This window comes from Nocardia sp. NPDC052566 (assembly GCF_044547285.1).
Lineage (GTDB): Bacteria > Actinomycetota > Actinomycetes > Mycobacteriales > Mycobacteriaceae > Nocardia.
On record NZ_JBIUAF010000001.1, the window covers coordinates 645,889 to 668,279 of the forward strand.

The 22,391-nt window shown below is 66.1% G+C and carries 21 protein-coding genes; 14 read left to right on the top strand and 7 right to left on the bottom strand.

Going from position 1 to position 22,391, the window contains the following annotated elements; all coding sequences use genetic code 11:
• The 3 genes from ACIG5A_RS02700 (at position 1) to ACIG5A_RS02710 (ending at position 4,060) form a co-directional block, all read left to right on the top strand.
• Entirely contained in the window at positions 1-2,043 is a 2,043-nt protein-coding gene (locus ACIG5A_RS02700; RefSeq protein WP_397236947.1) for a carbamoyltransferase C-terminal domain-containing protein, read from the top strand.
• Between the two features lie 33 nt (positions 2,044-2,076).
• The gene (locus ACIG5A_RS02705; RefSeq protein ID WP_397236949.1) at positions 2,077-3,195 is read left to right on the top strand and encodes a hypothetical protein; all 1,119 of its coding nucleotides are present in this window, start codon (positions 2,077-2,079) and stop codon (positions 3,193-3,195) included.
• Positions 3,196-3,274: 79 nt separating this feature from the next.
• Positions 3,275-4,060 (top strand): YqcI/YcgG family protein, encoded by a 786-nt coding sequence (locus tag ACIG5A_RS02710; protein ID WP_397236951.1) that lies wholly within the window; start codon positions 3,275-3,277, stop codon positions 4,058-4,060.
• On the opposite strand, the gene ACIG5A_RS02715 is transcribed toward ACIG5A_RS02710, so the two are convergent.
• Positions 4,004-5,512, bottom strand: a complete 1,509-nt coding sequence (locus tag ACIG5A_RS02715; protein WP_397236953.1) for a class I adenylate-forming enzyme family protein — start codon at positions 5,510-5,512, stop codon at positions 4,004-4,006. The two genes, ACIG5A_RS02710 and ACIG5A_RS02715, sit on opposite strands and share 57 nt — an antisense overlap.
• Before the next feature lie 117 nt (positions 5,513-5,629).
• Between ACIG5A_RS02715 and ACIG5A_RS02720 the strand changes: the two genes are divergently transcribed.
• From ACIG5A_RS02720 to ACIG5A_RS02765, 10 genes are all read left to right on the top strand, one after another.
• The gene (locus ACIG5A_RS02720; RefSeq protein ID WP_397236955.1) at positions 5,630-6,325 is read left to right on the top strand and encodes a PIG-L deacetylase family protein; all 696 of its coding nucleotides are present in this window, start codon (positions 5,630-5,632) and stop codon (positions 6,323-6,325) included.
• Positions 6,322-7,305 (top strand): NAD-dependent epimerase/dehydratase family protein, encoded by a 984-nt coding sequence (locus ACIG5A_RS02725; protein WP_397236957.1) that lies wholly within the window; start codon positions 6,322-6,324, stop codon positions 7,303-7,305. Before ACIG5A_RS02720 ends, ACIG5A_RS02725 begins: the two co-directional genes overlap by 4 nt.
• A gap of 1 nt (position 7,306) precedes the next feature.
• Positions 7,307-8,581 (top strand): nucleotide sugar dehydrogenase, encoded by a 1,275-nt coding sequence (locus ACIG5A_RS02730; RefSeq protein WP_397236959.1) that lies wholly within the window; start codon positions 7,307-7,309, stop codon positions 8,579-8,581.
• Positions 8,578-9,849, top strand: a complete 1,272-nt coding sequence (locus ACIG5A_RS02735; RefSeq protein WP_397236961.1) for a glycosyltransferase — start codon at positions 8,578-8,580, stop codon at positions 9,847-9,849. Before ACIG5A_RS02730 ends, ACIG5A_RS02735 begins: the two co-directional genes overlap by 4 nt.
• The gene (locus ACIG5A_RS02740; RefSeq protein WP_397236963.1) at positions 9,809-10,480 is read left to right on the top strand and encodes a PIG-L deacetylase family protein; all 672 of its coding nucleotides are present in this window, start codon (positions 9,809-9,811) and stop codon (positions 10,478-10,480) included. The genes ACIG5A_RS02735 and ACIG5A_RS02740 overlap by 41 nt, the downstream gene beginning before the upstream one ends.
• Positions 10,477-11,478 (top strand): Gfo/Idh/MocA family protein, encoded by a 1,002-nt coding sequence (locus tag ACIG5A_RS02745; RefSeq protein WP_397236965.1) that lies wholly within the window; start codon positions 10,477-10,479, stop codon positions 11,476-11,478. Before ACIG5A_RS02740 ends, ACIG5A_RS02745 begins: the two co-directional genes overlap by 4 nt.
• A gap of 84 nt (positions 11,479-11,562) precedes the next feature.
• On the top strand, positions 11,563-11,946 hold the full coding sequence (gene speD, locus ACIG5A_RS02750; protein WP_397236967.1) for an adenosylmethionine decarboxylase: 384 nt from the start codon (positions 11,563-11,565) through the stop codon (positions 11,944-11,946).
• Entirely contained in the window at positions 11,946-13,730 is a 1,785-nt protein-coding gene (locus tag ACIG5A_RS02755; protein ID WP_397236969.1) for an ABC transporter ATP-binding protein, read from the top strand. Before speD ends, ACIG5A_RS02755 begins: the two co-directional genes overlap by 1 nt.
• Entirely contained in the window at positions 13,714-15,537 is a 1,824-nt protein-coding gene (locus ACIG5A_RS02760; protein WP_397236971.1) for an ATP-binding cassette domain-containing protein, read from the top strand. The genes ACIG5A_RS02755 and ACIG5A_RS02760 overlap by 17 nt, the downstream gene beginning before the upstream one ends.
• Before the next feature lie 30 nt (positions 15,538-15,567).
• Positions 15,568-16,254 (top strand): pentapeptide repeat-containing protein, encoded by a 687-nt coding sequence (locus tag ACIG5A_RS02765; RefSeq protein WP_397236973.1) that lies wholly within the window; start codon positions 15,568-15,570, stop codon positions 16,252-16,254.
• A 4-nt stretch (positions 16,255-16,258) separates the two neighbouring features.
• Here the strand turns inward: ACIG5A_RS02765 and ACIG5A_RS02770 are convergent, their stop codons facing one another.
• On the bottom strand, positions 16,259-16,858 hold the full coding sequence (locus ACIG5A_RS02770; protein WP_397236975.1) for an NUDIX domain-containing protein: 600 nt from the start codon (positions 16,856-16,858) through the stop codon (positions 16,259-16,261).
• Between ACIG5A_RS02770 and ACIG5A_RS02775 the strand changes: the two genes are divergently transcribed.
• Positions 16,840-17,115 carry a hypothetical protein gene (locus ACIG5A_RS02775; protein ID WP_397238849.1) on the top strand — a complete coding sequence of 92 codons (276 nt, stop codon included), beginning with the start codon at positions 16,840-16,842 and terminating at the stop codon, positions 17,113-17,115. The two genes, ACIG5A_RS02770 and ACIG5A_RS02775, sit on opposite strands and share 19 nt — an antisense overlap.
• Here the strand turns inward: ACIG5A_RS02775 and ACIG5A_RS02780 are convergent.
• From ACIG5A_RS02780 to ACIG5A_RS02800, 5 genes are all read right to left on the bottom strand, one after another.
• The gene (locus tag ACIG5A_RS02780; RefSeq protein WP_397236977.1) at positions 17,102-18,055 is read right to left on the bottom strand and encodes a helix-turn-helix domain-containing protein; all 954 of its coding nucleotides are present in this window, start codon (positions 18,053-18,055) and stop codon (positions 17,102-17,104) included. The genes ACIG5A_RS02775 and ACIG5A_RS02780 overlap by 14 nt on opposite strands.
• Before the next feature lie 37 nt (positions 18,056-18,092).
• Entirely contained in the window at positions 18,093-18,293 is a 201-nt protein-coding gene (locus ACIG5A_RS02785; RefSeq protein WP_397236979.1) for a hypothetical protein, read from the bottom strand.
• A gap of 67 nt (positions 18,294-18,360) precedes the next feature.
• Positions 18,361-20,262 (bottom strand): ABC transporter ATP-binding protein, encoded by a 1,902-nt coding sequence (locus tag ACIG5A_RS02790; protein WP_397236981.1) that lies wholly within the window; start codon positions 20,260-20,262, stop codon positions 18,361-18,363.
• Between the two features lie 117 nt (positions 20,263-20,379).
• A complete protein-coding gene (egtD, locus tag ACIG5A_RS02795; RefSeq protein WP_397236983.1) occupies positions 20,380-21,363 on the bottom strand; it encodes an L-histidine N(alpha)-methyltransferase in 984 nt (327 codons plus the stop codon).
• Complete coding sequence (locus ACIG5A_RS02800) at positions 21,363-22,331, bottom strand: phytanoyl-CoA dioxygenase family protein (protein ID WP_397236985.1); 969 nt, start codon at positions 22,329-22,331, stop codon at positions 21,363-21,365. The genes egtD and ACIG5A_RS02800 overlap by 1 nt, the downstream gene beginning before the upstream one ends.
• Between the last annotated feature and the right edge of the window lie 60 nt (positions 22,332-22,391).

The following is a 22,391-nucleotide window of genomic DNA, read 5'->3' on the forward strand; positions in this document are numbered from 1 at the left end:
GTGACCGGTGAATACTTCTTGTCGGCCTATGTCTCCGCCGTCGGTCCCGGATCTCTGTATTGGCAGCGCCACGATCAGTGCGTCGCCCTGTGGCGGCGTGAGGGCGAGCGGGTCGAACTGATCCGATATTGGGAGCTGGAGCGCATCAGCGGTCTCAAACATCATGTCTGGCCATTCTTCACCGAAGAGCGACGGACCCTGCTGTTCGAAGCGCTGGTACGCACCGAAGGCCTGACAATGGCCGATATCAGCGGCATCTGGGGGCTGCCCGATGCCGGCGACAGCGGCAAGATCAGGCAGCTCGCACACGATGCGCGCACCTCGGTGCACAGCATCGGGCACCTGTTCTCCTGCCTGCTGCTCGACTCCCGCGTCTTCCGTGAGGAAACGATCGTCGCGCTCGCCATCGACGGCGGACCCGACTTCGTCCTGGAAGATCGAGTTCCGGCCTACTGGTACTCGGGTGCGGTGGTTCGCAACGGTGAGGTGCATATCCGCCCGGTCGAATCGCCCGGGTTGCTGTACACGGCGGCGGTCATGGTCTTCGGCCAGGAGCCGGGCACGCTGATGGCCGCGACCTCGCTGTGCTCATGCCGCGCCGAGATTCCCGCGCTGTCGCAGTCGGCGATCGACGAGCTGACCTTCTACGGCGCGCGGGACAACGGCTGGGCGACGGCCACCCGCGTGATGACCACCGCCCTGGACGAGGCCGGCCAACTGCTGGCGGCGAACGTGATCGGTACCTGCGGTGACCGCAGGCTGACATCGGACGAGCATGTGCGAACAGCGGTCATGTGGCGGGTGCAGCAGATCGCCGAACACATCGCCGTGCGCAATATCCAGCGATTGGCGGCGGAGTTCGACGTCGACACCCGGTCGGCCTATCTCGGCATGAGCGGCGGCTCGGCGCTGAACTGTCCCACCAATTCCCGGCTGCTCGACGAATTCGGATTTCGCGGACTGCTCTGCCCGCCCTGCGCGAACGACGGCGGGCAGGCGCTCGGCATCGGGCTCGCCGGCTTCTACGCCGACGGCGTGCTGCCCACGGCGGAATTCGTATTTCCCGGCCCCTATCTCGGCCCGCGGGAGATCGAATTCGAGCAGGCGTGGCACGCGTATGCCGCGGCGATCGCCGACATCTCCGAGTTCAGCGGCGATCGGTTCGTCGCCGATCTCGAGCGCGGGCCGGTGGCCTGGGTGGACGGCGCGAGCGAGATCGGTCCGCGGGCACTCGGTCATCGCAGCCTGCTCGCCGATCCGCGGCGCCAGGCGAGCAAGGACAGACTGAACGAGATCAAGGATCGGCAGTGGTGGCGGCCGGTCGCGCCGATCGTGCTGGAAGACAAGGTCGCCCAGTGGTTCGACGGTGACCGCCGGTCGCCGTACATGCTGGAGGTCTTCCGGGTCGCCGCCGCGAAACGGGACATGGTGCCCGCGATCACCCACCTCGACGGCACCGCCAGGTTGCAGAGCCTCACCGAGGCCGACGACCCACGCCTGTTCGCCGCGGTGGCGGCGTTCGCCGAGCACACCGGTGTCCCGATGGTGTGCAACACGTCGTTGAACGCGAAGGGCGAACCCGTTGTGCAGACGGCGTCGGAGGCGATCGCCTTCTGCCTCGCCAAGGGCGTGCCGGTGCTCTACCTGAACGGCAAGCGAATCGAGCTGACCGCGGCCGCGATCGAGGCGCCGGTCGCCGGTCCCCGGCCGCGCCGGGCGGATCTGTTCGCGGGTCAGGAGCGCGCACGGGACGAGCTGTGGCGCGATCTCGGCGAGAGCGGCATCGGCGTCGAATTGATGGCGCTGATCGCCCGCGCGCCGCAGTTGGCCGCCGCGCTCGGCAGTGACCGGGCGCGGCTCAAGTTGCGGGCGCTCGCCGACCGCACCATCGGCAGCGACCCAGCCTGGCACGCCTATATCGACCACCTTCAGTCGACCTTCGGTCCCGGCGGGACCTTCGAGGGCTGCTTCGTCGAAGGCGGGACGACCGAGGACACCCTGATGCCGCTCGTGTCCGACCGAATGCAGCAACACACCCGATAGTTTCTGTCGCAGATCAGAGGAGGTCGACGTTCAGTGCAGGCGGAATTCGCCGAGACACCGGTGCCCGAGGAAAAGCTGACCAGCCCGGTGAGTACCCATAACGAATGGGATCCGCTGGAGGAAGTCGTCATCGGGACTCCCTATCACCTCGATTACCACAACGACCGCACGTTCCGAATCTTCTTCCACACGAACCGATCGACCATCAACACCGATGGCGATATGCGCAAGGTTCGTCCGTCGAATCAGATGAAGGAAGAATGTCTCGAGGACATCTCCGACCTCATCAAGATCATGGACGATTTCCGGGTCACGGTCCGGCGGCCGGAGGTCTCGGAGGAGGTTCCGGTCGTTCAGTCGCCGTACTGGAAGGCCCCGATGGGCCATGCGCTGATGAGCCGGGACATCTTTCTGGTGATCGGCAACGAGATCATCGAAACCTCGCCGATGATGCGGGCCAGATATTTTGAGCCCGAGCTCTACAAAGAGTTGTTCACGGAGTATTTCAACCGGGGTGCGAAGTGGACGGTGGCGCCCAAGTCGCGCCTGCTCGACCACAACTTCGACACCGGTTTCCTGCGCGGCATCGGGTTCGACGAGGAATCGTCCCAGGCGCCGTTCTACGAGATCATGTTCGACGGCGCCCAGGTGATGCGGCTCGGCCGGGACCTGGTATTCAACGCCTCCTCGGAAAACCATCGCATGGGTGCGCGATGGCTCGCGCAGCACCTCGGTGATCAGTATCGGGTGCACCTCACGAATATCACCGACACGCATATCGATGGTGAGGTGTTGCCGTTGCGTCCTGGTGTGCTGCTCGCCCGCGACACCGTCGATATCGATCTGCTGCCCGCTCCGCTACGGAACTGGGACGTCATTCGATACTCGTGGCTGGACCGTCCGCTCGAGATCGCCCAGGACGGCATCCCGCTGCTGGCCTCCCAGACGATCGGGATGAATGTCCTGTCGCTGGACCAGGAGCACGTGGTGGTGCAAGACATCCAGGAACCGCTGATGCGTGACCTCGAGAAACACGGATTCACCCCGGTCCCGTGCCGGTGGCGGCACGGTCGCAGCCTCGGCGGTGGCTTCCACTGCGTGACGCTCGACATTCGCCGCGCCGGCGGGCTCGAGGACTATTTCTCGGGCTGATCATGCCCCGGATTCGCCGAGACCGTGGCTCGATCGATCGTGGCCACGGTCTCCTCCGTTTTCTATGGAGCATCAATTGTTGTCGAACGAGAACCCGCGCACCCAGGTGATCGGCAGGCTTCCGAGCTGGGGAACAGCGGCCATTGACGACCTGCACACCACCCTGGCGTCCCGGGCGGACCCGTTTCCGTGTTTCTTCGCGGTGTCCGCGGTCCGCAAGTCCACGCTGCGCTTCGGCTTCGTCGACGACGTCGACGACGAGCGGACGTGGGCGCGGCTGCCGGACATTCTCACCGAGTACCTGCGGGTCTACCGGCACATCGATAGGGAGACGGCGCTGATCGTGTTCTTCGGCTCCGCGCGGCCGGTCGCCGACATCGACCGGTACCGGCAGCGGTTCTGGGAGGTGTTGCAGTTCCTGCACGGCAGTGACGAAGCGAGTTGGCCCGCCGAGATTCCGCAGGACACCGACAATGCCGCATGGGAGTTCAGCTTCGGTGGCACCCCGCTGTTCGTGGTGTGCAATACACCGGCGCACCGGTCGCGCAGAAGCCGGTTCAGCCCGACCTTCATGATCTCGTTCCAGCCGCGCTGGGTGTTCGAGGAAATCGATGCCGCGACGCCGCGCGGGGCGGCGGCACGGCGGGTCATCCGGAAACGGTTGCGCGAGTTCGATCGCCGGGAGCCGCCGCCCGGTCTGCTCGGGAACTACGGCGATCCGGACAATCGCGAGTGGCGGCAGTACTTCCTGCCCGACGGCGATGACCGGAACGGGCAGAGCTGCCCGTTCCGGCATCGAGACGACTGGTCAGTCGAGGGCGAGTTGCCGGAGTCGCTCCAGATCCGGCTTGCCCGAGGCGAGTAGGGGAACCGCGGCGATCGGCCGGATCGACGACGGTCGTTTGTACGCGGCGAGTTCGGTGTTGCAGAGCTCGCGCAGCTCGGCGACCACCCCGGTGTGCTCGGGCTCGCGCAGGTGGACGAGGGCGACGACGGTCTCCCCGACGACCGGGTGTGGCCGGCCGACCACCACCGCGTCGGCCACCGCGGCATGGCCGAGCAGCACCGATTCCACCTCGGCGGGAAAGACATTCGCACCGGAGACGATGATGATGTTCTTCTTCCGGCCCGCCAGCCAGAGATCGCCGTGCTCGTCGCGGCGCACCTGGTCTCCCGAATGGAGCCAGCCGTCGACGATCGCCTCGGCGGTGGCGGCGGGATCCTCGAAGTAGCCGCGCATGACGTTGGGGCCTGCGATCAGGAGTTCGCCGATCTCGCCGGTCGGCACGTCGGCGCCGGACTCGTCGACGACCCTGATGCGTACTCCCGCATAGGGTTTCCCGAGCGAACCGGGTGCGGCGGAGTGCTGATCGTTGTAGAGCGCACACGGTGAGGTCTCGGTGAGTCCGTACCCCTCGTGCAGTGGGTATCCGAACCTGCGCACCCATTCCCCGGTCATCCGCTGGGGGAGCGGTGCGGCGGCGGACAGCGCGTAGCGCAGCCGTGGCAGCCGCTGCCGATCGGCGCCGAGATCGAGCAGCAGCTGGAACACCGCGGGCACGCTCGGCAGCGCGGTGACCGCGTACTCGGCCAGATCGGCAACCAACTGCCGCCGTCGGCGCGGGTCGAACAGCACCACGGCGGCCCCGCCGGAGAAGGCCGCGTTGAGCACGGCGTTCTGGCCGTAGGTGTGGTGCAGCGGCGAGAGCAGCGCGACGGCGTCCCGCGTGCTCGGCCGCATCCGGGACGCCTTGGCCTGCGCCGCCCAGATCACGTTGGCATGGGTGAGCACGACACCCTTCGGGCGTCCGGTGCTTCCGGAGGTGAACATGATCGAGGCCGGATCCTCGGCCGACATCGCGGTGATCGCCGCGCCTGCCTGCGCTGTTTCGATGAGCTCCGCCAACGACGGGAGGCCGTCGACGGGCACGTCGCTGATCAGCCGGACCGGATACGGCATCGCCGACACGGCCTGGTGCACCTGAGGCAGCGCGCTCGCTTCCGTGACGACGAGGCCAGGCCTTGTCAATTCGAATGCCCGGGTGATTTCCGCGGCCGTCGACTTCGGATTCAATGAGACGACCACATATCCTCCGGCCGTCGCCGAAAAATATGTGAGAATGTGAGCCGTCGTGTTGGAAAGCACAACACAGATTCTGTCGCCGCGGGTCAGGCCCATTCGGTGGAACGCGGAGGACAGTCGTGCCACATTGTCGAGGAGTTGCCCATAGGTGCACGAGCCGTCCGCGCCGGATATGGCCGTCGACGCTGGATCGGCTCGGCGAAGGGATTCGGCGACATTCAACAGATACTCCAATAACCTCGGGATGCTGACGACTCTGGAGCATACGTAAATCTCCTTGTATCTTCACAAGTCAGCTGAATGTCTTCACCACCCATCAGATGTGCCGAAAGGCAGCAGGGAGAATCATCCTTGACGAAAGTAGTGGTAGTTGCGCCGCATTCCGACGACGAATGCCTCGGTGCGGGCGGAACGATCGCGCTGTTCACTCGCGCCGGTGCCGAGGTGACCGTTGTCACCGTGTGCTCCGAGCTGGAACCGGTGTTCGCGGCGGGGGACCGTGCCATGATCCAGAACGAAGCGCGCCGCGCCCACAAGGTACTCGGCGTCCGCGAATCCATTTTCTTCGATTATCCCACCACGGCGGTGAATCAGGTTCCGGTCGCGGAGCTGAACGGCCGGATGCAGCAGGTGATGAACGATGTCGGGCCCGATATCGTGCTGCTGCCGTTTCCCGACCGCCACATCGATCATCGCGTCACCTTCGAATCCGCCGTGGTGGCCACCCGTCCCTATCGGGGCGGCCGCGATATCCGGTTGACGGCGATGTACGAGACGATTTCCGAAACCTATTGGAATGTTCCGGGAGCCGAGCCCGCATTCAACCCGCACTGGACCGTCGACATCACCGAATCACTCGAAGCCAAGCTGGCGGCATTCGGTGAGATGCCGTCGCGGCACGCGCATTTTCCGGGCCCGCGTTCCACCGAGGCGCTGACCGGTCTCGCGCAATTCCGGGGCAGCCAGGCGAGTTGTGGATACGGTGAGTCGTTCCAGTTCGTCAGGTCGTCGATAGCGCCTGCGGAACTCACCCGGGTGCTGACATGAGAACGGCCCTCGTCACCGGTGCGGCGGGTTTCATCGGATCCCATCTGGTCGACTATCTGCTCGCTGCGGGCTGGCGGGTGCGCGGTATCGATGACCTCTCGGCGGGCACCATGGAGAACCTGCGGGAACCATTGCGCTCGCCGGACTTCGAGTTCACCGAGGGCTCGGTGTCCGACGAGCGTGGCACCGCGGCGGTGGCGGCCGGTGCGACGCACATCTTCCACCTCGCGGGCCGGGTCGGCGCGATGTACGTCGAGCGGAATCCGGAACAGACTGTGCTCGAAGCGATTCGGGCCACGCGGACCGTGCTCGCGGTCGCGGGCGCCACGCGTGTCCCGCTGTTCTTCGCCTCCACCAGCGAGATCTACGGCGATTCCGCCGTGCAGCCGCTGGCCGAAGACGCCGACATCATCATCGCGCCGCCCGCCAATCCCCGATCCGCGTACGCGTTCGCGAAAGGGGTCGGCGAACTGCTGGTCAACGAGTACGCGCGCCGCACCGAAGGGCCGGTCGTGCTCGGCCGGTTGTTCAACACCATCGGACCGCGCCAGTCCGGCCAGTACGGCCTGGTGGTGCCGCGGTTCATCGGCTGGGCTCGCGACAACCAGCCGATCACCATCCATGGGGACGGCAGGCAGACGCGCAGCTTCAGCGCCGTCGGTGACGTGGTGCGGGCGATCGTCGCCACACTCACCACCTCGGCCGCGCACGGGCAGACGATCAATATCGGCAGCGATCAGGAGACGTCGATCGGCGACCTGGCCGCGACGGTCATCCGGGTGACCGGGTCGTCGTCGGTCGTGCGGTACGAGCCCTATGACAGCGTCCACGGCCACGGTGCGCGAGATATCCGTCGACGGGTTCCGGATACCTCCCGGCTGCGCGAGCTCATCGGCCGTGACTGTGCCACCCCACTGGAATCCGTGATTCGAAGCATTGTCGAGGCTCCCGTAGATACGTCCGTCGGAGGATCGGTCTGACATGGCTGTGCCGTCAGCAGAAGTAGTTTCAGTAAATGTCGTCGGGGTCGGCTATGTCGGCGTGGCGATCTGTCTCGCGTCGAGCGCGGCGGGCCACCGGGTCTCGGCGATCGACACCAACCCGCACCGCGTCGACGATCTTCGCGCCGAGACCAGCGGACGCGGGCCCGACGAGTGGGCCGATATCCGCAGGGCGGTCGCGGACGGCCTGGTCGATCTGTACACCAGCATCGAGACCGCGCCCGCCGCCGACCTGTGGATCGTCGCCGTCCCGACGCCGTTGGACGACGCGGGGCTGCCCGACACCTCGAGCATCGCGGCGGCCGCGAAGGCGATCGCCGCGGTGGTCACCCCGAATGCCGTTGTCGTCCTGGAGAGTACGTCCTATCCGGGCACCACCGAGAAGATCTTCCTTCCGCCCTTCCTCGAGGCGGGTTGGACGCCGGGTGTGGATCTCTTCGTCGGATTCTCCCCGGAGCGCATCGACCCGGGCAGTCAGAACTGGACGATGAAGAACATTCCGAAACTGGTCTCCGGATGCACCGAGGAGTGCCTGAAGGCGGTCACGGAGTTCTATCGCACCGTGGTGGACGACGTGCGGCCGATGTCGAGTACGCATGCCGCGGAGATGGCCAAGCTGTACGAGAACAGCTGGCGTCTGGTCAACATCGCCTTCGCGAACGAACACGAAGCCCTGTGTGTCTCACTAGGTCTCGATCCTTGGGAGATCAGTGATGCGTGCCGCACCAAGCCGTTCGGCTTCTACGGTTTCGATCCGGGCCCCGGAGCGGGCGGTCACTGCATCCCCGTGGATTCGGGCTACCTTGCGCACTTCGCGAAGTCACACGATGTCGGCACGCCGGTGCTCGATTCGGCGATCAACGCCAACCACGCGCGCCCCTCGGTCATCGTGCGGCGAATCCACGAGCGGCTCGCCGGCTCGCACCCCGTGGGCAAACCCGCGCGCGTGCTGGCGATCGGTGTCGCCTACAAGGCGAACATCGGTGACGTCCGCGAATCTCCGGCGATCCCGATCCTTGCCGAACTGTCCGCGGCCGGAATCGAGGCGAGCTACCACGATCCGCATGTCCCGGTGCTGCAACTGGATACCGGTGTGCTGCGGTCTGTTCCGCTCACGGCCGAGGCCGTCGGCGGCTACGACTGTTTCGTGATCCTCACCGCGCACGACGCGGTGGACTGGAAGCTACTGCGCAACAGCTCGGTCCCGATCGTCGATACCCGCAATGTCGCCGCGGCCATCGGGGGCGGCCGGTGAACATCGCCCTGCTCGGCCAGGGCACCCGCGGCGACCTGTATCCGCTGCTCGGCATCGGCCGGTCCCTGGTCGAGCGCGGTCATCGGGTCGTCGTGCTGGAGTACGACGAGTACGCCTCCGATATCGAGGAGGCAGGGCTCGACTTCCATCTGGTCGCCACCGGGAGCCAGTGTGCGCACGTGTTCGAGAATGTGCCGGTCGGACCCGCGACGCCGAGTACCGAATTGGCCACGCACCGGCTGTATTTCGACGCGTCGCTGCGCAGTGCCCGGCATTTCGTCGCGGCACTGACGCGGTTGGCGCAACGGCCCGATGCGATCGTGGCGCCCTCGCACCACCTCGGTGCCGGCTTGGGCGGCGAAATGCTGGGCATCCCGGTGATTTCCACGTTCCTCGGCGCGTCGGTGCCCGCGACCTTCGACACCGGGACGGGCAGCGGCATGCGCTCGCGGCCCGACGAAAGGATGGCGCGGCTGGTCGACCGGCTCGCGTTGCCGCGGATCGCCGAGGTCCGCCGCGACATCGGCCTCGACCCCGCGCCGGACGGCGCCACCTTCGCCAGGGTGGATCGCGAGGGCGGGCTGGTGCTGACCGCGTCACCACTGGCGACGCTGCCCCCGGGCATACCGCCCGCCTTCGAAATCGTCGGCTACCCCGACTATTACGGATCGGACCGGCATCGGCTCGACGAGCCGACAAGGCGGTTCCTCACCGAGAGCGAGGTGCCCGTCGTCGTCTGCACACTCGGGGACGGCTGGGCCAGAACGCTGCCCGATCAACTGCGGGAGTTCCTCGACCGTGCCGATCGGGGGCGATATCGCGTGCTCATGATCGGTGGCCGAGTTCCCGGGCTCAGCTCGGGCGCGGGCACCAGGATCGTTGCGCGAGCCAACCTGCGCGAGGTACTCGCCTACGCCGACGTCTCGGTCAACCACGGCGGCATGGGAACCCTGATCGCTGCGCTGCGCTGCGCGGTGCCCTCGGTGATGATGACGCAGTGGCCCGACGGCCGCCGCAACGCCGCCGCCCTCGCCGCACAGGGGCTCGGTATCGATCTGGGCAGCGCTCCGACCGCCGACGAGTTCATCCGAGCTGTTGACGAAGCCATCGGTAGCGACATGATCGAACAGCGGCTGACGGCCGCGAGCACCGCCATGCGTGCCGAGCGCGATCCGGTCGACGCGCTGCTGGATCGACTTCACCGAGAACGGAAGGGCACATTCGATCATGCCGAAACAAGTACTGGTCGTCGCGGCGCATCCCGATGACGAGATCCTCGGCATGGGCGGCACGATCGCGCGCCATGTGAAGCAGGGGGACGAAGTCACGGTCGTCTGGGTGACCGACGGCAGCAGCACGCAGTATCCCGGGCGCCCCGACATCGTCGAGCGCAAGTACGTTGAGGCCGCTGCCGCGCTGGAAACGCTCGGTGTGCGCAAGTGGATCAAGGGCGGGCTGCCCGATATGCGGCTGGACACCGTCGCCCATGTCGAGATCAACCGGGTCGTCGAGGAGGCCATCGCGCAGACCGAAGCCGACACCGTCTACTGCGTCCACCCGGACGTGAACCGTGACCACCGTGCGGTATTCGAGTCCGCCGCGGTGGCCGCCCGGCCACGGCCGGGCAGCCGCGTCGGCCGATTCCTCACCTACGCGCCGATGTCCAGCAACGAATGGACCCCGGCGCAGGACAGTACGTTCATCCCGACCTGGTTCGTCGACATCAGCGCCGAAATCGACGCCAAGCTAAGCGCATTCGCCTGCTACGACACCGAGAACCGGGATTGGCCGCACCCGCGGTCCGCTCAGGCGATCCGCGCATCGGCGCAGCTGTGGGGCTCCGTCATCGGAGTGCCTGCGGCCGAGCCGTTCCTGCTCGTTCGTGAAATCGAAAGGTGACCGCCGTGGTCGACGCCCAACCGGTCAGAGCCGTCCTGGTCGGCTACGGATACTGGGGTTCGCGCTTTCTGAACATCGCGCGCCGGGTGGACGCGCTGGAGATCGTCGGCGTCGTGGATCCACGCTTCGGCGACGACGAATTCGCCGGGCCCACAGCATTATCCGGATGGCGCGAGCTTTCCGCCGCGCTGTCGGCCGTGCGGTGCGACGCGGCGATCGTCACCACCCCGGCGTCGGCGCACGCCGAACCGATCCGTCAGGCGCTGCGCGCGGGCAAACACGTCTTCACCGAAAAACCGTTCACGGTGACCACCGAGGACTCCGCCGAACTGCTCGATCTCGCGCGCGACGGCGATCTCATGCTCACCGTCGACCACCAGTACTGGTGGAGCGCGGAGGTCGCGGCGCTGGGAAAGGCGCTGGCGGACAACGCGATCGGTGAGGTGGTCGCGGTGGCGGTCGAGCGCGCCGCCGACGGCCCGGTCCGCTACGACGTGGACGCACTCTGGGATCTGGCGATACACGACATCTCCATCCTGGTGCGTCTCGGCGTGCTGGGGGAGGGCGACAAGCCTTGTCTGGAGGTCGAGGAATGCCGCCAGACGATGGACGGCCAGGTCGCCGGATGCGTGGCACTCACCGGCCGGACACCGTCGGCGATCACCGTGCGGGTGCACGCATGCTGGATCAGCCGCACCAAGCGCAGGGGCTTCGTCATCGCGGGCGAACGCGGCAGCCTCCGGCTGGAGGAGACGGACCGCTACCTGTCGGCGTGGCTGATCAGAGACGGCCGGCGAATGCTTTTGTCCCGCAGTGCGAAATCGGGCAGCGGTACCCCGATCGAACGCGCACTCGAGGAGTTCGCCGCCGGTGTGCGCGGCACAGCGGACTTGCGTAAGGCCGTCGACGCCGCGCGTGTGGTCACCGCGATAGCACAGATCGAAGGTTCGGCCCGGCAGGTCGCGACGCTCGTGCGCTCGCCGCGCTGCTGGTTGTGAGCAGGATATCGGCGGCATCTGCCTGCCATGGTTACCGCCATTGACCGCGTATGTCAGTGGCGCTGAGCGAGAGTGAGTTTGCCCATGACGGCGGAATTCACCGGTCGGCATGTGCTGGCCGAGTTCGGTGGTGTCGACGCAGGCCTCTGCGACGATCTCGAGCGGCTCGACACGGCGCTCCGAAAATCATTGCTGGCAGCCGGGATAACCATCTGCGAAGTGGCGCACAAGAAGTTCGAGCCGCAGGGTGTCACCGTGGTGGCACTGCTTTCGGAGTCGCATGCCTCGATCCACACCTATCCGGAATCGGGCGATATCTTCGTCGACGTCTTCACCTGCGGCAGTATCGGTGACGGAGCGACCAAGGCGGTCGATCTGCTTCGAGAGGCGTTGTCGCCGAGCACCGTACGGATCGAAGTGATCCGGCGCGGCGGTGCGCGCCTCGCGGATGCGCGAGGTGCGGGCTGATGAACAGTCGCCCCATGGTCCAGCTGTTCGCCGCGCTGCGGCAGGCATCGCCGAACCGCGCCGTCGCCTGGTGGAGTCTGCTGATCATCGGCGCTGTGCTGCCGTCGGTCTTCGCCGTGCTCACCGGGCAGGTCATCGGCCGGGTCAGCGCACCGGATGGTGGGCGCCTCGTACCCGCGCTCGTCGCGCTGGGTGTGTGCTTCTTGCTCATGCAGGTGCTGCCGCACGCCGAATCCGTGGTGAGTATGAGTCTCGGCTCGCGGCTGGCGAATTGGTTGAACGAGCGCCAGATGCGGGCCAGCGTGGCGCCCGAGGGCCTCGGCCACCTGGAGCATCCTGACCTCGCCGCGATTCGCGATGTCGACCGCAGTATGAGCGGTCCACCGCTGTATCTCGCGATCTACTTCGTGCGCGGTTCGCTGCACCGGTTTCTGGTCGGCGTCGTTTCGGCGGCCACCCTCGTCGTGTACAGCTGGTGGGCGGCACTGGCTCTGGTGGCCATCTGGAGTGCCACGCACTGGCTGCTGCGCGAGAGTTCGGTATGGAAGGACCGCAACACCGCCGAGGTCGAATTGACCCGCCAGCACGCCAATTACGCGTACGAACTGGCCATGGAACCCGAATTCGCCAAGGAGGTACGGCTGTTCGGACTGCCCGACTGGGTGGTCGAGCGCTTCGCCCGCTGGCGTCTCGAACTGTATGACGCCCAGTACTCGGCTACCCGGCTGCGGGAACGGTCGGTCCTTGGTGCCGCGGCACTGGTGATCGTCGGCAATATGGCGGTCTTCGGCCTCATGGGTTTTCGCTATATCGCGGGGGATTGGCCACTGCCGGAACTGATCTCGGCGGTCCAGTTGGCCGTCGGCGTGCAGTGGGTGGCGTTCGGCGGTTTGACCTGGGCCGCCGACGACGCGGCGACCGCCGTGCGGGCGGTGAACCAGATCGAGCCGCTCCTCGGTCCCGCGGGCCACCTCGCCACCGGTGTATCGACAGTGCCGGATCGACAGGTGGAGGTGGAGCTGCGCGAGGTGAGCTTCGGCTATCCCCGGTCGGAGGGTTCGGTCTACGCCGGGTTGAATCTGCGGATTCCGGCGGGGAAGTCCCTGGCGATCGTCGGTGCCAACGGCGTGGGCAAGACCAGCCTCGCGAAGCTACTGTGCCGGTTCTACGATCCGACCGGCGGCCGAATACTGGTGGGCGGCACCGACCTTCGCGATCTCGACGTGGCGGCCTGGCGCGCCGGGATCGCCGCCGTGTTCCAGGACTTCGCACATTTCGAACGGAGCCTGCGCGACAACGTCGACCCCGGGCGGCGATGTAGCGACGACGAGATTCGCGCATCGCTGCGTGATGCGGGGGCCGACCACCTCATCGATCTCGACACCCCCATGGCCAAGGGCTATCCCGGCGGGACCGACCTGTCCGGCGGGCAGTGGCAGCGGGTGGCGCTCGCGCGCGTGCTGTGCGGCGTCCGCTCGGGGGCGCGGCTCGTGATCCTGGACGAACCGACGGCCAACCTGGACGTCGCGGGGGAGGCGACGGTGTTCGCCCGATTGCTCGCCGAGACGAAAGGCACGACGACGGTGCTGATCTCGCACCGCTTCTCCACGGTTCGGCTGGCCGATCAGATCGCCGTGCTCGTCGACGGGAAGGTCGCCGAACTCGGCGACCACGATCAGCTGATGGCCGCCGAAGGGCACTACCGGCGGATGTTCGACCTGCAGGCCAGCCGGTTCACCACCGAATACGACGAGGACGGTGCGCAGTATGTCGTACTCGAATAATGCTGTGCCGGAGCGAGATTCCGAAGTCGCGCTGCCCGGTGGCCCGGCATCGATGTGGCGGCTGATCGCACTGTGCTACCGGTTCGAGCCGCGGCTGATGATCACATCGCTTGCGGTGCAGATCCTCGCGGCGGTGCCACGGCCGCTCACCGTCGTGTGGCTGGGGATGCTGACCGCGGGCGCCGTGCAGCGCCGCGGTGTGCTGATCTATCTCGCCCTCGGCGCCATGGCGCTGTCCACCTGCGCCGGCTGGCTGCTCACGATCGCCGCCGAGCGGGCGGGACGCCGATTCCGTGATCGGCTGACGATTTCGCTGGAAACCCATGTGGCGCGGTTGTTCGCCTCGATCGATACGATCGAGCACCACGAGCGGCCCGAGTATCTGGACCGGCTCGCGGTGCTGCGCAAGCAGGTGTACATGGTCGATCACCTGTACGAGTCGATCGTCATCAGCGCGGTGTGGATCTTCCAGCTCGGCATGATCGTGCTGCTGCTCGGCACCGTCGACCCGCTGCTACCGCTGCTGCTCGTGTTCGCGATTCCGGTGCTGGTCACCGCGGCGCTGCGCCCCGGTGTGGAGCGCCGCGTCGAGGAGGGGGTCGCCGTCCACGGCCGGTTCGCCGATCACCTCTTCGACCTCGCGACCACTCCCGCCGCCGCGAAAGATGTTCGGCTGGCCGGGATCGGGCCGCGGTTGGTCGCGGATCGGGCCGCGGCGTGGGCCAGGTGGTACCGGCCCATCGGCCGTTCGCGAGCCGTCTCCGCCGGGTGGGACGCCTTCGCGTGGGCGATATTCGGACTCGGCTACGCGTTGATGCTGTTCTACGTGGTCGAGATCGCGCACGCACCCGCGGCAGGGGTGGTGCTCGTACTCTCGGCGGGCATCCAAATGTCGGACTACGTTTCGGCGGCCATCGGCGAAATAGATTTCATTCGAGGCGTTTTCCTGGACGCGGCGCGCCGTCTGATGTGGCTGGAGGACTACGCGCGTGCGGTCGCGTCGGCCGCCACGTTGCCTGCGCCCGCGCGCATCACCAGCGGAATCACCTTGCGCAAGGTCGGTTTTCGATATCCGGGTGCGGCGCGACCCACGCTGATCGGCGCCGACCTCACGCTGCCCGCCGGTTCGGTGGTCGCCGTGGTCGGTGAGAACGGCGCGGGCAAGTCGACGCTCGTCAAGCTGCTGACCAAGTTCTATCCGGCCACCGAGGGCGTCATCGAGGTCGACGGTGTGCCGCTCGATCAGATCGATACCGAGCAGTGGCGCGGGCGGATCGCCGGTGCGTTCCAGGACTTCGCGACATTCGAATTCGCCGCCCGGACCGCCATCGGTATCGGTGATGTGCGAACCATGGACGACGAATCGGCCCTGCGGGCGGCGGTGGCGCGCGGTGGCGCGGACGATCTGCTCGCGCACCTGCCCGACGGACTGGCTACGCAGCTGGGACCGCGCTGGCCGTCGGGGGTCGATGTCAGCTTCGGTCAGTGGCAGAAGCTGGCGCTGGCCCGTGGTTTCATGCGGACGACTCCGCTGCTCGTTGTGCTCGATGAACCGACCGCCGCGCTCGACGCGGAGACCGAGCACAGCCTGTTCGAGGGCTTTGCCATGGCCGCCCAGTCGGCGCGCGCCGATGGCCGGATCACCGTGCTTGTCTCGCATCGGTTTTCGACGGTCAGGATGGCCGACCTGATAGTAGTGGTCGAGGGCCGCCGGATCGCCGAGGTCGGTGACCACGACTCGCTGATGCGACTCGGTGGCACCTACGCCCGGCTGTACGGAATTCAGCAGCGCGCCTACCAAACCTGAACTGACGGAATCGAGTCGAGAGGTCGAGTCATGAACGTGCTCGAAGAAGTGGATTTCTCGGGCAGCGACGCCCGAGCGAAGATCGCGGCGCTGACCGGCGAGATGCTGACGTTGCGGCAGTGCGGTTTCGCCGGTGCCGACCTCAGCGATCTCGACCTCGCCGATGTCGTCATCGACCGCTGCACGTTCGACGACGCGGTCCTGCGCGATTGCCGCTTGGACGACGCGAAGATCACCGGCGGGAGCTTTCTGCGCACCGATTTCAGCGGTGTCGACCTCACCATGGCGGTATTCGAGAACGTCGATCTGTCGCAGGCTCGGTTCAACGACGCGCTCTTGGCGGAGACCCGATTCACCGGGTGCAAGATGACCGGCGCCGACCTCACGTCGCTGCGTGGCCTAGCGGTGATGCTGACCATCGAGGACTGCAATCTCCAGTTGGCCAACTTCGCCGAGGCGAAACTACGTGGCGTGCACATCACCGGATCCGATCTGACCGAAGCCGATCTCTATCGCACGGACCTGCGCGACGCCGTCTTCACGGGGTGCAAACTGCGGGAGGTCGACCTCTCCGAAACTCGCCTGCGCGGCGCCGATCTGCGCGGCGCCGACCTCGGCGGCATCATCGCCAAGGATCCTCGGCAGCTGCGCGGTGCGGTGATCTCGCCCGCACAGGCCGCGGATATCTGCCGCGCCCTCGGTCTCACCGTGATCTGACGGATCACTCGAGAGATCGACTCCGCGTGTGTGATTCGTGCAGGAGCAGCAGTGTGTAGGCGGCAACCGTTCCCGCGGTAGCGATTTCACCTGAGCGGATCATGGACTCGACGGTGGTGCGCGCGAACCACTTCGACCGCATATCCTGCTCTTCGGGTTCGCGCTCCGGTGGTCCCGCCGTGAGGCCGGTCGCCAGGTATACGTGTCCGCGCTGCGCGGTCAGTGTCGGCGCCGCATCGATGACACCGAGGTAGGTCATCGTCTCGGCGCGCAGACCCGTCTCCTCGCGCAACTCCGCCCGCGCGAGGTCGATCGGGTCGGCCCGGCGCCCCGGTGGCGGCGTGCCAGCGGGAAACTCCCAGCAGCGCCGCGCAATCGGATACCGGAACTGTTCGACCAGGTGCAGCCGATCACCGTCCATCGGGATGACCATGGCGAAGTCCGCGCGGTCGAGCACCCCGTAGATCCCCACATCCCCATTGGCCCGGCGCACCGTATCCTCACGCACCGACATCCACGGATTCGCATACACGGCACGACTCCCAATTGTCTCCACGACCACCGAGCCTCCCACACTCACGACGGATGAATATTCGATATCCATCGGGGCAGTCGGATGTTTCGATGGATGTCATGGAGAGCCTGCCCGACGAGGTGCGCGACCGGGTATCGCGCCTCAACGCCGACCTGCTATTGGACCTTCTCAGTCCCGAGGAAGCCGTCTGGCTGGCCTGTGACCTGCTTGTCGCCGGGATCGACACGCCAGCGCTGAGGGAACTCGCCGGGGAATCACCTACCGGCCTGACTCTGCAGACGCGGTGCCCTTGGTTCGGCACCGAAGTTGATGCTAAGCGCCAGTAGGTTGGAGTCGATCTGTAAAGCGCTCTATCGCAATGGTATTGGTGGGGCGCTCGAGGTCGATCGCGCCATTGACGGTCATGGCGAGTCCCGCGCCCATGAAGACGCGGTGGCCCGAATCGAACAGTGCGGAGAATTCGGTGGGCGAGTAGCCGGTGAGGGCACGGAAGTCGTGGTTGAGGTGCGATTGGTCGAAATAGCCCGATTCCTCGGCAATTTGGGGCAGGCGTGCACCCGGTAGGGTCATGATCCGCACCGTCCGATGCAGTCGGGCGATGCGCGCGACCGTTTTCGGGGGCAGTCCGATGTGCTGACGGAACATGCGGCGCAGGTGTTGGCGAGTCCAGCCGGTCTCGTCGGCGAGTGCGCCGATCGCGATATTTCCGGAGGTGGCGATCAATCTCTGCCACGCACCGTATACCTGTGGCGGTAGGTCGGGTCCGCGACCCAGATGAGTGGTCAGGTGGTCGTCGAGCAGGTCGAATCGTGCCGCCCATCCGGGTGTTTCGGCAAGTTGTTCGGTCAACCGCCGGCCGTGCGCGCCGAGCAGATCGGCCAGGTCGACACTGAGGTTTGTCAGCGCGCACAGTGGCAGGCCGAAGAGGGCGTACGCGCCGAGCGGGGTCAATTCGATGTTCATACCGAACTCTCGGCCCGACTGCTCGAACATCATCGGTTGATCACTCGGGCCGGTCACCGGGGAGCCGGACCGCCGCCACGGGCCGATCACCGGGCCGATCATCTCCCGGCGCTGCGACTGCTCGAAATCGATGGCCAGCGTCACCGTATTCAACGCACCTACACGTCGTCGAATCGGGTTGGGGTGCGTGAAATCCTGACCTACATAGATGACCACGTGGTCGGCCAATCGCGGATGCGGCGCGCGGACGGCGAACTCCATCGCGACGGCATCGCCCGGATCATCGACAACCCAATGCTTCATACCGCATTCCCTCGTGAGAACCTCGTCGAGCACGAACCTACGGGCCGTAGGCGCCGCCGCCGTCGTAGGGAATATCGTTGGTGCCGTAGCCGGTCGAGCCGGACCGGCGATTTCGGCGGTTGGTCTTTTGAATCTTCCCGAGCGCGTTGGAAACTCGGCGTGCCCGCTCTGCGGTTGAGCCGGCGGAGGTCTCCGACGGCGCCGGCTTGGGCTTGCGGAAGGGAAGTCGAATGCGCATGGATCCAGGCTAGGTCGAAGTTGTGCGCCGAGGGCCTGCCGGTGGGCTCATCGACCGTTGCGAGGGATCAGGAATCGCCTGTCTGCCGCGAATCGTTGTGGTACGCCTGCGCCTGCAGCGTGTAGAACTCGCGGTAGATGCCATCGCGGGCCATCAGTTCGTCGTGACTACCGCGTTCGACGACACGGCCCTGTTTGAGCACGAATATCCGGTCGGCGTACCGGACGGTGGCGAGGCGGTGGGTGATCAGAACGACGGTGCGCTGCGCGGCATGTTTGCGAATCGTTTCGAAGATCGAGTGCTCGGTGCGCGCATCGAGCGCGGCCGTCGGTTCGTCGCAGATCAGTAGTGGCGCATCGCGATAGAGTCCGCGCGCGACAGCGATTCGCTGCCATTGCCCACCCGATAGCTCGACGCCGCCCTGATAGGTTGGGTCGAGCAGGGTATCGGCCCCCCTTGGCAGTCCGGCGAAAACGTCATCGGTGCCGGATGCGCTGATGGCCGCGGCGAATCCGGTATCGGCTTCCGCATGGTTGTGGCGGCCGATGGTGACGTTCTGTCGTGCCGAAAACGGCCAGTGGGTGAAGTTCTGGGCAACCACGGCGATCCGATCACGCAGTGATGTCAGATCGATCTCGCGCAGTGGCACGCCGCCATAGGTGACGGACCCGGCGTCGGGTTGGTAAAGGCCGCTGAGTATCTTGGCGAGAGTCGTTTTCCCCGAGCCGTTCTCGCCGACGATGGCGATGATCTCACCGGGTTCGATGTCGATGGACAGGCCGTTCAACGCGGGTCGGTCGGCATTCGGATAGGTGAACGCGATATCGCGGGCGACGATCCGATCCGCATCCGCGGGTGCGTCTGTGCCACCGCTGCGCTCCTGCCGTGCTGCGGCACCTCGACAGAATTCGAGGTAGTCCCGATAGAACAGCGCGTTTTCGTAGCTCCAGTTCATGCTGTCCACCAGCACCCGCAAGGAGGACATGGCGGTGCGGATCGCGATGACCGCGGTTCCCGCCACCGCCAGCGGCATTGCGGCAGTGAACAACAGCAATCCGAGCGCCAGGTAGACCACTCCGATGCCCAGACCGGCGAGCGAACCGCCGATGGCGCCGTTCTCCGCGTGCCTGCGTTCCAGATGGATCGCCCGATCCTGGACATGCGTCGACAGCCGGTGAAACTCGCCGAGAAGAAAGGAACGCATGGTGTAGGCGCGAATCTCGGCGGCGGGCACCCGATCGGCCATGAGGTTGGACAGTGTGTCCATCCTGCGCTCGGCGCCGCTGATCGCCGCGTACATCTCGTAACTCATTCGTGCCGACCGCACCGCCGCCCACCAGGTTGGTAGAAGAGCGAGCAGCAACAACGGCACCAGCACGGGATGTAGAACACCCAGCACGCCGGCAATCACGATCACGCCGATGGCGCCGGACAGCAACCGAAGGACACCGTCGAGCAGAGCTGCTACCGCATGGGGTGCACGCTCGCGTATGCGGTGCAGGGTGTTCTGGAAGCCATCGTCATCGAAGGCCACCAGCTCGACTGCGGTGGTCAGCCGCAGTAATCGGGTCTGGAGGCTGCGGCGAAGTTGCGGGGTGAGTCGCGATCGGGTCCATCCGGCGGCTTCTCGCAGCACACCGCGACCGACGACCATCGCGGCCACGAGCAGCAGTGCGGGCGCCGCCGAGCGGATCCGCTCGGGAGTCGGCCCCGTCTCCAGGAGATGATCGAGTATCTCTGTCGTCGCCAATAGGCCGACCGCCGTGCCTATCTCGGCGATCAGCGTGCAGAGCACCAACGCGACCGTGTCGCGTCGACTTACCCGCCAGCACTCCACAAGCACGCTGCCGAAGGTGGTCGGCAGCTGACGGGCCATAGTCCAGAAGCCGGTCGCGGCGACAGTCTCGTCATATGCCGCCCACGGGTCGGCAGTCTTGTCAAGCGAATCAGTTGGCTCATCGGTAACCACGGATTCACGCTAATTGCTTCAGTCGCTCCGCGATACCTATTTACTCTGGGGTAGCGAGTTGAGAATCGGACGAAACACTCCACTTGACTCGATTGCCCGTTGGTAGCTGTCTATGCGCTACACCGCCCTTGCGAGCGAGAGCCCGAACCAGTTATCGGGGTCGGTCCACAAGTGGGTGAGTTCGAAGCCGGTGTCGGCCAGTTCCGCTTGTAATCGTTCGGGGCGGAACTTCGCGGATATCTCGGTGCGCAGTTCCTCGCCGGTGTCGAAGCGCACCTCGGTGTCCAGAACGGTCAATTGCACCAGCATGTTTCGGGTGGCGCGTAACCGCATCTCGATCCAGTCGTGCTCGGCGTCCCACAGCGCCACGTGGTCGAACGAGTCGATGTCGAAGTTCGCCCCCAGTTCGCGATTGAGCACCCGCAGCACGTTCCGGTTGAATTCGGCGGTCGTCCCGGCGGCATCGGCGTAGGCGCGCACCAGTGGGTCGGGGTCCTTGACCAGGTCGGTACCCAGAAGCAGCCATTCTCCCGGATTCAGCGTATCTCGCACGCTGGCAAGGAATTCGATCCGTTCGTCGGGCAGCAGATTACCGATGGTGCTACCCAGGAAGGCGATAAGCCGGGGTCCGGTGGCGGGCAGCAGGTCGAGATGCTTGGTGAAGTCGCCGACGACACCGTGTACTTGCACGCTCGGGTAATCCCGCGCGATCGCCCCGGTGGAGTCACGCAGGGCCGTTTCGGACACGTCCAATGCAACATATTTGCGCAGTGAGCCCGCGGCATGCAGTGCGTCCAGCAGCAGCCGGGTCTTCTCCGACGAGCCGGAGCCCAGTTCGGACAGCGTAGCCGCTGCGGTCAGCTCGGCCACCTCGGCGGCCCGGGTCCGCAAGATCCCACGTTCCAGCCTCGTCTGGTAGTACTCGGGCAACGTGGTGATCTGTTCGAACAGCTCACTGCCGCGTGCGTCGTAGAACCACCTGGGCGGCAGAGACTTCGGTGCACCGCCCAGACCTGTGAGCACGTCGGCGCGCAGGGCGGCGGCGAGATGGTCCTCGTGAAGATGGTTTTCCAGTACTGGTTCGTACACATATGAATTCATCAGCGGGCTGCCCCGACCAGGGGGTTGAGATGCGAGGACGCGAGTTCACCCGGCGCGACTCCGGGAAGGAAGTCTGTCCAGCTGCCGCTCAGCACGGTGGGCTGCTCGATCACCCGGGTGCCATCCTCGAAGTAGGTGGAGGACAGTACCCGCCGCGGTGCGGTAGTTCGGTTGGCGCCGGCGGTATGGAACGTGTCGGCGGCATGGAAGGACACCTCGCCGACCTCGAACGGGCGGGCATCCGGTTCCACGGCGCGCGAGCGCAGTTCGGCCGCAACGCTTTCGTCGTAGGACCGGTCCTGGACCGTAACCGGTATCGATAGCAGGCCGGCGGTCACCGCGGCACGGGGGAGGCAGGCGAGCGGCCCCATAGCGGCAGGCACATCGTGCAGCGGTAGCCACGACGTGCACACGGCCGTGGAGGCCAGCGGATAGTGGTCGCGGTCGCGGTGCCAGGGCGTGCGCCCGCAACCGGGCTCCTTGGACAGCAGGTTGTCGTGATAGAGCCGCACCGCGTCGACGTCCATCAGTTGTGCGGCGATATCGCCGATTCTGCGTGACAGCGCCACGATCAGCATCAAGGAATCGCGCCGCCACAATTGCTCGAGGGCGAGAAACCGGCCCGGACGCGCGGTCCCCTCTGCGTTGAGCAGCAGCTGGTCCGCGCGTGCCGCGAGTGTCGCGATCACCGCGGCGGGAATCACTTTCGGAAGTCGCACGTAGCCGTTGCGCCGATAGAACGTGATGGCCGCGCCGGGCAGTTCGTAGGGAACTTGGAGGGCCGTGAACACTTCGCGGTCGGATGTCGCACGGGTGTCCGGCCTCGCCGGCGCGGGTTCGGCCGCGCCATCGTCGATCGGTGGATTGTCGGCAAGTGTCATGTACCAGTCCCACCATTGCTGGTCGTCTCCGGTCCACTGGACGGTACCGGGATCGTCAGCACCGGTATCTGCCTGGTCAGTAATCATCTATTCCCCCAACGGGTTTCGTCGATGCGGCTGGTTTCGACCGCTCCCGAGCCAAACATG

What these genes read in the sequence shown, in the direction of transcription:
- ACIG5A_RS02725 (WP_397236957.1), top strand. Translation starts at nt 6,322, where the DNA reads ATGAGAACGGCCCTCGTCACCGGTGCGGCGGGTTTCATCGGATCCCAT.
- ACIG5A_RS02730 (WP_397236959.1), top strand. Translation starts at nt 7,307, where the DNA reads ATGGCTGTGCCGTCAGCAGAAGTAGTTTCAGTAAATGTCGTCGGGGTC.
- ACIG5A_RS02740 (WP_397236963.1), top strand. Translation starts at nt 9,809, where the DNA reads ATGCCGAAACAAGTACTGGTCGTCGCGGCGCATCCCGATGACGAGATC.
- speD (WP_397236967.1), top strand. Translation starts at nt 11,563, where the DNA reads ATGACGGCGGAATTCACCGGTCGGCATGTGCTGGCCGAGTTCGGTGGT.
- ACIG5A_RS02755 (WP_397236969.1), top strand. Translation starts at nt 11,946, where the DNA reads ATGAACAGTCGCCCCATGGTCCAGCTGTTCGCCGCGCTGCGGCAGGCA.
- ACIG5A_RS02760 (WP_397236971.1), top strand. Translation starts at nt 13,714, where the DNA reads ATGTCGTACTCGAATAATGCTGTGCCGGAGCGAGATTCCGAAGTCGCG.
- ACIG5A_RS02765 (WP_397236973.1), top strand. Translation starts at nt 15,568, where the DNA reads ATGAACGTGCTCGAAGAAGTGGATTTCTCGGGCAGCGACGCCCGAGCG.
- ACIG5A_RS02775 (WP_397238849.1), top strand. Translation starts at nt 16,840, where the DNA reads ATGAATATTCGATATCCATCGGGGCAGTCGGATGTTTCGATGGATGTC.
- ACIG5A_RS02770 (WP_397236975.1), bottom strand. Translation starts at nt 16,858, where the DNA reads ATGGATATCGAATATTCATCCGTCGTGAGTGTGGGAGGCTCGGTGGTC.
- ACIG5A_RS02780 (WP_397236977.1), bottom strand. Translation starts at nt 18,055, where the DNA reads ATGAAGCATTGGGTTGTCGATGATCCGGGCGATGCCGTCGCGATGGAG.
- ACIG5A_RS02785 (WP_397236979.1), bottom strand. Translation starts at nt 18,293, where the DNA reads ATGCGCATTCGACTTCCCTTCCGCAAGCCCAAGCCGGCGCCGTCGGAG.
- egtD (WP_397236983.1), bottom strand. Translation starts at nt 21,363, where the DNA reads ATGAATTCATATGTGTACGAACCAGTACTGGAAAACCATCTTCACGAG.
- ACIG5A_RS02800 (WP_397236985.1), bottom strand. Translation starts at nt 22,331, where the DNA reads ATGATTACTGACCAGGCAGATACCGGTGCTGACGATCCCGGTACCGTC.